This is a genomic window from Lentiprolixibacter sp. (genome assembly GCF_982873095.1).
On record NZ_CEYNTP010000085.1, the window covers coordinates 1 to 10137 of the forward strand.

The following is a 10137-nucleotide window of genomic DNA, read 5'->3' on the forward strand; positions in this document are numbered from 1 at the left end:
GGATACGGAAAATACTCAAGGGGCAGGGATACACCATTTCCCACAAAGCCGCAGTTTTATTGGTAGAATACCTGGGAACTGACCTGAGCCGGATCAACAATGAATTGGAAAAACTAAAGCTGGTCCTTCCTCAGAGCAGTCAGATCACGCCGGAAGATATCGAAAAGCACATCGGTATCAGTAAGGATTTCAACAATTTTGAATTAAAAAAAGCAATAGGAGAGCGGGATGTGCAAAAGGCGACAAGGATCATCAACTATTTTATCCGCAACCCTAAGGACAATCCTTTTGTGGTTACCGTTACCCTGCTCCATACTTTTTTCTCCCAACTGTTGCAGTATCATGGCTTAAAGGACCATTCTCCCAAAAATGTAGCCAGCGTGCTGCGTATTAACCCCTATTTTGTTGGGGAATTTCAAACCGCGGCACGTAATTACCCCATGAAAAGAGCGAGCCAGATAATTTCTGAGTTAAGGGAACTTGACCTTAAAGGCAAAGGGGTAGGGGCTAGCAATATGCCCCATGAGGAATTGCTGAAAGAACTGCTTGCCAGGATCTTATAGGGCAGTTTTATCAACACTATATTTCCCGGGGCCTATTAGCGCAATGGCCAGGAATACCGTAAAATAAACAAGGGCCAGTTCTTTTTTGGAAAAAGGATCCGCGCTGTGCTGTATAAATCCGGCAACCCCCATAGTGATTGCAGTGATCGCCGCTGCCCAGCGTGTTTTAAACCCGATAATGATGAAGATGGGACATATAAATTCCCCAATTACGGCAAGGAATAAGGAAGGGGTTTCCCCGATCCCTATAGGGTTGGCAAATGTAAAATCCCCGTTGAGTAATTTCTGCAATTTCGAGAAACCGTGTACCATCATCATGGCAGAGGCAAAAACCCGCAGAACCGCGATGCCTGCATTTATTCGTAGCTTTTTAGACATTCATAACAAGATTGGTGCAGGCTAAAGTTACCTTTTTTTTGCTAAAGTGGTGTAATAGTGTTCCAAAATGCGGTGAATAGCGGCACACAAAATGTCTGCATCCTGCATGCTAAATGAAAGTGGGGGTTTGATTTTCAGCACATGGTCAAAAGGTCCGTCTGTCCCTATAAGGATATGTGTTCTTCGAAGTTCGTTTTTTATCAGCTTGGCTATTTGGGTTCCCGGATACCCTTCTGCTGTCTTTATTTCCACTCCCAGGAACAAGCCACTGCCCCTTACGTCGGCTATTTCCGGGTAGGTGGTCTGCAGTAGGTGTAACCCTGCTTTAAGGTGATTACCAACGAGTCTTGCATGATCCTGCATGCCTTCCTTTTCTATAACCTCCAGTACGGCCTGACCTATGGCGCAGGAAACCGGATTGCCGCCAAATGAACTGAAGAATTCCGGTCCCTGTTCAAAACTCCCTGCAATCTCCTCCGTTGTAACCACGGTACCAATGGGATGCCCGTTTCCAATGGGTTTGCCCAGGATAACGAGGTCAGGTACCACCCCATACCTTTCGAACCCCCAGAAATGCTCTCCAAGACGACCAAAGCCCACCTGGGTTTCATCGCTAATGCATAGGCCGCCCTGTTGTCTGACCTTAGGATAAATATGCCTTAAATACCCTTTTGGCAGGGGCACCTGACCGCCACAACCCACAATGGGTTCTGCAATAAATGCAGCCAATTCCTTCTCAAATGGCGCTAACATTTCCAGGGCTTGTTTGCCGAAGTAGTCACCAGCCGTACCATCGTCGGCTAATTCTGTTCCAAAAACCTTGGGCAGGGGAAGCTCAAGGGTTTGTGTGTCTCTTCCCTCTCCGCCTGTTGCTGCATACTTGTAATGGCTCACCCGGACGCCGGTTTGTGTGTTGCCGTGATAGCCCTCTTCCAGCACGGCCACCTTTTTCCGGCCTGTATGGAATTTTGCCATCCTCAGGACCAGATCTGTTGCGGCACTTCCCGAGTTCACCAGAAACACTTTGTTCAACTTTTTCGGAAACTTTTCAAGAAGTAGCTCTGAATAGGACAGGAGTTCCTCGTACACATACCTGGTATTCGTGTTTAAACGGGCCATTGTCCGTTGACCTGCACGTACTACATGTGGGTGGCAATGTCCTGTGATCATGATGTTATTATAAGCATCCAGGAAAGTGTTTCCTTCCGTATCATACATATACTGGAATGCGGAACGATACATGGGTATGGGTTCCTCGTAACTCAGGCTGAGGGTCTTGCTCAGGACATTATCCCTCCGTTTCAACTGGGCTTCTATTGCGGGTGATTTGGCTGGGGAAAGGCCAGCTGCTTGCCTGAACGTGCGGGCAGCCCTGATCGGATTGATGCTGAGCCATTTGTGGAGCAAGGCCCAGGCCGGCCTTTCACTTATGGTTATATAGTCGGAATCCGGAAGTTGGGTTTTGGTGTATGCGGAATTGCAAACGCTGGTACATAAACGCGCTGCCACGAGATAATACAGCAGGTCCAGTTCCTGTTCCTCCAGAGGCATGAACTTATGATATCCGGATATCACGGGAACGGCTGCCTGCAACGGGTCTTCCTTATCCATCATGACATAGGTAATGGCAACCGCCAGCTCGTTAATGAGCCAGCTGTAGGACATATCGCCGAAGTCAATTATTCCTGAAACTTCTCCCTCTTGCGTAAGAACATTCCAGTCGTTGGCGTCATTATGGATCAGCGATTTACGCAGGTTATAACTTAATGGAAGTACAAGTTCTTCGAATTGCAGAAAGAAATAGTCCAAAAGGCTGCGGGCTTTGGGTTCTGGGATATGACCCAGGAGATCACGGTTTTTCATGAAATGCTGAAGGTCCCATACAATTTCACGGATTCCCATTGGATTTGGGTCCACCTGTGCCATTTCCCGATCCAGCTTTCCCAGGAATTGGCCAAATGAAGTCAGCAATTGCTTTGTATGTGGAACCTCGGAAAGGAAATGCCCCTCCACATACTGATGCAATCGAAGCACCTGATCCCTCTTCTGGACCGTCCCGATTTCATAGGGGAAATTGTATTTCGAAAGATTTTCCAGTTGTTGCAGCACTGTGCTCTCCGTTTGCAATATCCCCTGCTTTAGCCGGGGATCTTTATAGACCTTTAAAACATAGGTCCCGGAAGCACTGCTCACTTTGAAGTTGCTGCTTCCATATCCCTCCAGAGCAACAATCTCCGTGGCTTCCAGATGAAAATGGGATTTAAGAAGGGCTGGTATATCCATCAGATCTGAATGACCTTGTAAACTTAGTACATTTCATCAGCTTGGCCTATTCCCCAAAAAACACACCCATTTCACCTGTTTTGCAGGACGGGAGTAATTTATAAGGAGGACTTTAGTTTCCTCGATATCAGGTAATCAATTCCAAACCTACCTGAGCCCAGATACAGATGGTATAAACTTACCCAAAGGAATCCCATGGCCGGCAGCATTCCCCATGTACCTTCTCCCCATTTCTGCATTAGGATAGCAACTAACATGGTGCACATGATCAGGAAGGCCACAAATCTTGTTTTGAAACCTATGGCCAAAAGAAGCCCCCCAACTGCCTCACTGAATCCTGCCATCCATGCAAAGAAGACAGGTGCCGCAGCAAAGATACCGCCATAGCTGGCGACATCTTCAGGAAACCAGGCCGCTATTTCAAACAAGCCCAGGTTTTGTTCTGCATCCGTCCAGGGCATGCCAAATTTTGAAGCCCCAAAATCCAGCGCCAGCAACATCCCGCATATAAAACGAATGACTGCAAATACCAGATCGGCCCCCCAGTCTTTTTGAATGACTGGCGTAATAAGGGAAGCGAAGATTTTTTTCATCTTAAAAATTTAATTCCAGCTGTTCTTCACCTTTCTTTGGTAATGGCCTGCGATTACGAAAAACCCGGAATACAAATACAAAAAAAGGCGATGTATTTTAAATAATACCGCTGAGGCAATGAACATTGCTGTGAGTTACTTTCCTAAAGATAAAAAATATCGATTTGAGAATTACCGCAATTTGGGATAGTCGGCGGGATTGCACTCGTGCATGATGGCGTATACCTTTTCAAATATGTCCTCTGCATTAGGCTTGGAGAAGTAATCCCCGTCACTGGCATAGGCCGGTCTGTGGGCATGTGCGGTAAGGGTTTGGGGCGCACTGTCCAGGTAGCGGTAAGCGCCTTGTTTTTCAACAATTTCCTGCATAAGATAGGCCGAACAGCCACCGGGAACATCTTCATCAATGATCAGCAGGCGGTTGGTCTTTTTTACACTTTCCAGTACATCCTTCTTGATATCAAAGGGCAACAGGCTTTGTGCATCAATGACTTCGGCATCAATACCTACTTCCTTCAATTCCTGCGCTACTTCCATCACGATTCTCAGCGTAGAACCGTAGGATACCAGTGTGATGTCTGTTCCTGACTTCACCGTTTCCACCACCCCAATAGGGGTACTCAATTCACCCAGGTTAGCGGGCAGGGGTTCCTTAAGGCGATATCCGTTAAGACTTTCAATAACCAACGCTGGCTCGTCACTCTTCAATAGGGTATTGTAAAAACCTGCTGCCTTGGTCATGTTGCGAGGAGCCAGGACGTACAAGCCCCTTAACAAATGTATCAGTCCTCCCAACTGGGATCCGGAATGCCAGATGCCTTCGAGGCGATGTCCCCGTGTCCTTACAATTAGAGGGGCCTTTTGTTTTCCAACGGTGCGGTACAACAAGGTGGCCAGATCGTCGCTAAGGGTTTGCAGGCCGTACATCAGGTAATCCAGATACTGGATCTCAGCAATGGGACGCAAGCCCCTCAGGGCCAGTCCAATTCCCTGTCCGATAATGGTGGCTTCCCGTATTCCGGTATCAGAAATTCGGAGTTCGCCGTATTTTTTTTGTAGGCCTTCCAATCCCTGGTTCACATCTCCGATAGCACCGGAATCTTCTCCGAAGATCATCGTTTCCGGATATTTGCCAAAAATTTGATCGAAATTATCCCGAAGGACGATACGTCCGTCTACCATCTCAGGGTTTTTGGAGTATACCGGTTTTATTTCCGGCAGGTTGGTGGCTTTACCCGGTAGTTCGCTGTATAGGTGAGAACTGAATTTGGGGGCACATTCCTTCAGGAAAGCATCCGTCCAGTTGATCAGTGCCTGACGCTCGGTGGTTTCTTCACCTAAAACGTAACGCAGGGCTTTTCTTGCCTTGGAGATAACGTCTTTTTTCAAAGGCTCCTCTACCGCGATCAAGTCATTTTTGACCTTGGTAATAAAAGACTTATTCGGGCTGGAAGCCGCCAATTGGTCCAACAAGTGGATGAGGGTTTTCTTAGCTTCCCTATGCGGTGCAAGGAACTCTTCCCAGGCCTCTTTTTTAGCTACACGGACCTCTCGTTTTATCTTTTTCTCGAGCTCGGTAAGGGATTCTTCATCCGAAATTTTATTGGCCAGTATCCATTCCCGGAACCTGCGGTTACAATCGTGTTCCTTTTCCCATTCCAGCCGCGCTTCGCTCTTGTAGCGTTCATGGGACCCAGAGGTAGAGTGCCCCTGGGGCTGGGTTAGTTCCACTACGTGAATGATGATGGGTACATGCTCTTCACGGGCCATATCTGAGGCATTCTCATATACATGCATCAGGGAAGTATAGTCCCATCCTTTTACCTTGAAGATCTCGTATCCCGGGGCATCTTCATCCCGCTTAAATCCCTCTAGAATTTTAGAGATATCTTCCTTTGTGGTCTGATACTTGGCAGGTACGGAAATTCCGTATTCGTCATCCCAGATACTGACAATCATCGGAACCTGCAGAACTCCTGCAGCATTGATAGTTTCAAAGAAATGACCTTCGCTGGTGCTGGCATTTCCTATGGTGCCCCAGGCAACTTCATTTCCTTCGTTACTGAATTTGTCTGATTTGATCCCGTCTACATGGCGATAGATTTTCGAAGCCTGGGCAAGGCCCAATAATCTCGGCATCTGGCCGGCGGTAGGGGAGATGTCAGGGCTACTGTTTTTTTGCTTGGTCAGGTCTTTCCAACTCCCATCTTCATTTAAGCTGTAGGTGCCGAAGTGACCGCCCATTTGCCTTCCGGCGCTCATGGGTTCTTTTTCGAGGTTTGTTGTGGCGTATAAACCGTGGAAAAAAGCTTTGGCAGTGAGTTCACCAATAGACATCATAAAGGTCTGGTCACGATAATAACCACTTCTGAAATCACCCGCTTTGAAAGCTCTCGCCATAGCCAATTGGGGCAATTCCTTGCCGTCACCAAAAATGCCAAATTTTGCCTTGCCGGTAAGCACTTCCCTGCGCCCGAGCAAACTGCATTCCCGACTGGTAACAGCTATTTGATAATCATAGAGGATTTGTGCCCTGAAGTCGTCAAAAGAAATATCATCACTGGTTTGGAATTTTACACTCATCAGGCACGTTGAATTTACTGCAAAATTACCAAAATTTGGTGAGTTCTGCAATCCTTAAATTGTGAATTTTATTAAAGAATCACTAAAATATGTGATAATATTTATGCTGTAATTCAAAGTTTCTTAAAATAATCAGCTCAAATTGAGAATAATGCAATCAAAACCACTTACGGGTAAATAGACCGATAAGCGTTTTCGGGCTTAAGGTGACTACAAAACGTATACGCGTTTCGTAGTCAGGTTGCGCGATTTCCCAGCCGTTGTTGGAATGCAGGGGGAAGTAGAGTTCAAAATAATCGGTTACCAGGTTCAGACGGATTCCAGAGTCGTATACAAAGCGGCTATCGGTATTCTTGTTCTTTATAACCCCTACATCCCCGTAGAGTTCTATCCATTTCCATAGATTGAAACTGGCATTGGTGGTTACTATCCAGTCATTGGCGAAGGGATTTTCCAACTGGGATTTAAAGCCCCCTTCTGCTATAATGATTTGCTGACTGGTAATACCGGAATCTTCTGACCTCCCGAGGTAATTATAGTCGAAGAGGTAATCCGTTGGCCGGTCTAGTGCAAAACTGAAAAAATCAGAATTGGTCTCGTTTCTTATGAATTTACCAGCAAAAAAGCGGAGGTTCAACTGCATATTGTTCTGGAACAGCTGGCGGTATTCCAGATTCAGGGCCAATTTGGTAAAGTCCGCGGAATATTGCGCATCGGCAAACCAGGAGAAGTAGTTGATAATCCCATTGTTAATGCTGTTGTACCGCAAGTTGACAACGCTGTAATCAGGATCGGTTTCCAGTTCCAATCTGGGGTCGATGGTACGAAAAACATTTACATATCTAAGGATCAGGGAATTCCGTTTGTTTGATATCAGATCTGCCGGGCGCCAACCAAAACCGATGGAAGGGGTAAGGGTACTGTAGCGGGAATTGGTCTGAAAGTGGTAAGAAGACCCTCGCAGGGCGTAGTTCACCACGTAAAGTCCACTCTTTCTTAAGTACTGCCGGTAGTTAAGCTTGCCATAACCTACTAAATTCCGTTCATTGAGGCCATAACTTGGAGAGAAATCATATATAAAAGGCCGCTCATCCAGGGTTTTATTAGTGAAGCGCATCCCGGGGGTAAGGCCGTCGTATATGTTGAAGTTGGCCACAGGCATGTAGAAAATCTGTTTGTAATAGGGGTCTTCTGAATCTTTAAGAAACTGAAACTTGAGCTTTTTATTACTAGAAAACCAGCCCCTGAGTGTTTTCCAGTTGTCACGTTGGTTGAATTCCGGGATTTTCTGGTCGTAATTCAGTACCAGCCGTTTTTCCCGATTTCTGGGAATAGCGAATTCCTTTTCTTCTTCCACCCCGGTAAACCAGTACTTGGACACAACAGTATCATTCCGGAGGCCAAATAGTGAAATAGGGACTTTGGTGCCGGTTTTATTCTTTAGGGTCACATACAGGGAATCCTCGGTTTTAATAACGTTGGATATTTTGAAATCAATACGTTTATCAGAGTTTACATAAGAATCATAAAACCAGCTTACCTCCTCATCCGTGTTTTCTTCCAGGGTCCTGACAAAATCCAATGGGCTAACCTGCTTCAATTTGTATTGATCGTAAAACTCCCGCACACTCTGGTTTACCACTTCCTTTCCCAGATAGTTGGCCAAGTAGGAGAGGCCTAGGCCTGCTTTATATTTGCTGGCAATCTTTTGATTGAACTTGATCAGGGAATCGTTTGAAGTGGTGAGCGACTGGTCGAGGTTTTTTCTTGCAGTCAGCATATTGAAGAAGGCGTATTGGTCGTTGAAATCCATTCGCGCCAGGTGATAGCTACGTAAACCCCATATGTTCGAGATTTTTCCCAAAAGTTTCTGATCCGGGTAAAAGGTGTCCACATAGGTAATCATCAAATAGTTTACCAGGGCATCTGTAAGCCACTGTTCCTTTCTGGGGTTGATGAATATGGATTCCTTCATATAGCTTATCAGGGCGGTTTTCAGGAATTTCAATTCGAACTGAAATTGTTCTTCATATGGCCTGATAAAAGAAGGCAGTTGGTTGATACCATAAAGGGGGTTTTTGTTAAAATCAATTTCACTAACCAATAACTGTTCATAGGGGAACGGTCCCAGGTTTTCAGAGATGAAACGGGTTACGCGATTAATGGATACCCCCTGGGAAATGACGTCATACCTTTTGGATTCGATGTCGGAAACAACAACGAGATCCGGTGTCACATGCTTGGTAAACTCCTTTTGCGCATTTAGGATGATGTCACAGGATTTACGGTTAACACCACTCAGGGTTGCATAATTTTTATCGGGGAAAGTGGTAATATTTACCTCGTTGAAATTCGTACCCAGGTCCAACCCCTGCGGATAAGTAAAGAAGATATTCGTGTTGGTATTACCTGTGTATAAATCTTCAAGGTTCTTGTTGGAGTACAATTGCCAGCCCTTGTCGTACATGGCAGGTGTCAGGTACCAGTCTTTGAGGTAATACCCTCCATCAGAACCATAGCCATAAGGGGTATACCGATTAGGGGGTAGCTTTACCGTATAGGTTAGAATTATTTTTTGGGACGACCCGGGGGGGATTGCTTTTTGCAAATAAATTTTAATGATATCGATCTGATCCTTTACCCGTCTCCACACCAAAGTTCGGTAGTCCTCATCTACCATGCTAAAAACCTCAGTTGCCCCGCGATCCCGGTCCTTTGCCAGGTGCAGGCTCTTTTTAAAGTCTTCTGCAAATCGCCTGGCCAGGGCAGTGGTTTTGTCAGAATAGGCATGGGCCCAATCGTTGAAATATAAGACCTTTAAACTGTCCTGAGAGTCATTTTGATAGGTAAATTCCTGTTGGATATTGATGCTCTGGCTCTCTTTTTCCAGGGTGGCTTTTAGAGTGTTTACGTGCTGCGCCTGTGCCTTGAATATAATACAACCGCATGCCCAAATCATGAGCGTAGTTATTATGTGTAAACGTCCTCCTGGCGGCATGTGCGGTACTAAAAATTGGGGCTGAGCGTGTGTCCTTTATAAAATGCATCAATCAGTTCAACAACTTCCTCTGCCGTGTCTGCAATACGAATAAGATCCAGGTCGGTTACACTGATATTTCCTGCATCCAGCATGGTTTCCTTAATCCAGCTTATCAGTCCCTTCCAGAAATGGGAGCCTACCAGAATGATGGGAAAGCGCCCAATTTTGTTGGTTTGGATTAGGGTGATGGCTTCAAACAGTTCGTCAAGGGTGCCAAAACCACCGGGAAGGACAACAAAACCCTGTGAGTACTTAACAAACATCACCTTTCTCACAAAAAAGTAATCAAAATCCAGGCTTTTATCATCGTCAATATAAGGGTTATCGTGCTGTTCAAAAGGAAGATCGATATTCAGCCCTACGGAAGTACCCCCGGCCAGATGCGCTCCCCGATTTCCGGCTTCCATGATGCCAGGACCGCCTCCGGTGATAATGCCATACCCGGCTTCAGCTATTTTCCGGGCGATATCCACGGTGAGCTCGTAATATTTATTTTCCTGACGGGTACGGGCAGAGCCAAAAATTGTAACACAGGGACCAATGGCACTCATCTTTTCAAAACCATTGACAAATTCGCCCATGATCTTGAATATTGCCCAGGAATCATTGGTTTTTATTTCGTTCCAGCCTTTGTGGTGTTTTTCTTTTCTCATGTTGTTGATTTAACCCCCAAGAGGATAAACGTTAGTTGATATAA

The 10137-nt window shown here is 45.8% G+C and carries 7 protein-coding genes; 1 reads left to right on the plus strand and 6 read right to left on the minus strand.

The features are described from left to right. On the plus strand, positions 1 to 563 hold a 563-nt coding region (holA, locus tag AC4E7D_RS06810), incomplete at its 5' end, for a DNA polymerase III subunit delta (RefSeq protein ID WP_490173060.1). On the opposite strand, the gene AC4E7D_RS06815 is transcribed toward holA, so the two are convergent. The 6 genes from AC4E7D_RS06815 to AC4E7D_RS06840 all read right to left on the minus strand — a co-directional run bounded on the left by AC4E7D_RS06815 (position 558) and on the right by AC4E7D_RS06840 (position 10093). Next, positions 558 to 941 (minus strand): DoxX family protein, encoded by a 384-nt coding sequence (locus tag AC4E7D_RS06815; RefSeq protein ID WP_490173061.1) that lies wholly within the window; start codon positions 939 to 941, stop codon positions 558 to 560. The genes holA and AC4E7D_RS06815 overlap by 6 nt on opposite strands. 27 nt (positions 942 to 968) lie before the next feature. Next, positions 969 to 3224: an aminotransferase class III-fold pyridoxal phosphate-dependent enzyme gene (locus AC4E7D_RS06820; RefSeq protein WP_490173062.1), complete on the minus strand. Its 2256-nt coding sequence runs from the start codon at positions 3222 to 3224 to the stop codon at positions 969 to 971. Positions 3225 to 3322: 98 nt separating this feature from the next. Next, a complete protein-coding gene (locus AC4E7D_RS06825) occupies positions 3323 to 3817 on the minus strand; it encodes a DoxX family protein (protein WP_490173063.1) in 495 nt (164 codons plus the stop codon). Positions 3818 to 3988: 171 nt separating this feature from the next. Further along, positions 3989 to 6400 (minus strand): alpha-ketoacid dehydrogenase subunit alpha/beta, encoded by a 2412-nt coding sequence (locus AC4E7D_RS06830; RefSeq protein ID WP_490173064.1) that lies wholly within the window; start codon positions 6398 to 6400, stop codon positions 3989 to 3991. A gap of 157 nt (positions 6401 to 6557) precedes the next feature. Further along, positions 6558 to 9359, minus strand: a complete 2802-nt coding sequence (locus tag AC4E7D_RS06835) for a gluzincin family metallopeptidase (protein WP_490173065.1) — start codon at positions 9357 to 9359, stop codon at positions 6558 to 6560. Between the two features lie 47 nt (positions 9360 to 9406). Then, positions 9407 to 10093, minus strand: a complete 687-nt coding sequence (locus AC4E7D_RS06840) for an LOG family protein (RefSeq protein WP_490173066.1) — start codon at positions 10091 to 10093, stop codon at positions 9407 to 9409. Between the last annotated feature and the right edge of the window lie 44 nt (positions 10094 to 10137).

Excerpts from the sequence above, each read along its gene's own strand:
- AC4E7D_RS06835 (WP_490173065.1), bottom strand. The coding sequence starts at position 9,359 with ATGATTTGGGCATGCGGTTGTATTATATTCAAGGCACAGGCGCAGCAC.
- AC4E7D_RS06825 (WP_490173063.1), bottom strand. The coding sequence starts at position 3,817 with ATGAAAAAAATCTTCGCTTCCCTTATTACGCCAGTCATTCAAAAAGAC.
- AC4E7D_RS06815 (WP_490173061.1), bottom strand. The coding sequence starts at position 941 with ATGTCTAAAAAGCTACGAATAAATGCAGGCATCGCGGTTCTGCGGGTT.
- AC4E7D_RS06820 (WP_490173062.1), bottom strand. The coding sequence starts at position 3,224 with ATGGATATACCAGCCCTTCTTAAATCCCATTTTCATCTGGAAGCCACG.
- AC4E7D_RS06840 (WP_490173066.1), bottom strand. The coding sequence starts at position 10,093 with ATGAGAAAAGAAAAACACCACAAAGGCTGGAACGAAATAAAAACCAAT.
- AC4E7D_RS06830 (WP_490173064.1), bottom strand. The coding sequence starts at position 6,400 with ATGAGTGTAAAATTCCAAACCAGTGATGATATTTCTTTTGACGACTTC.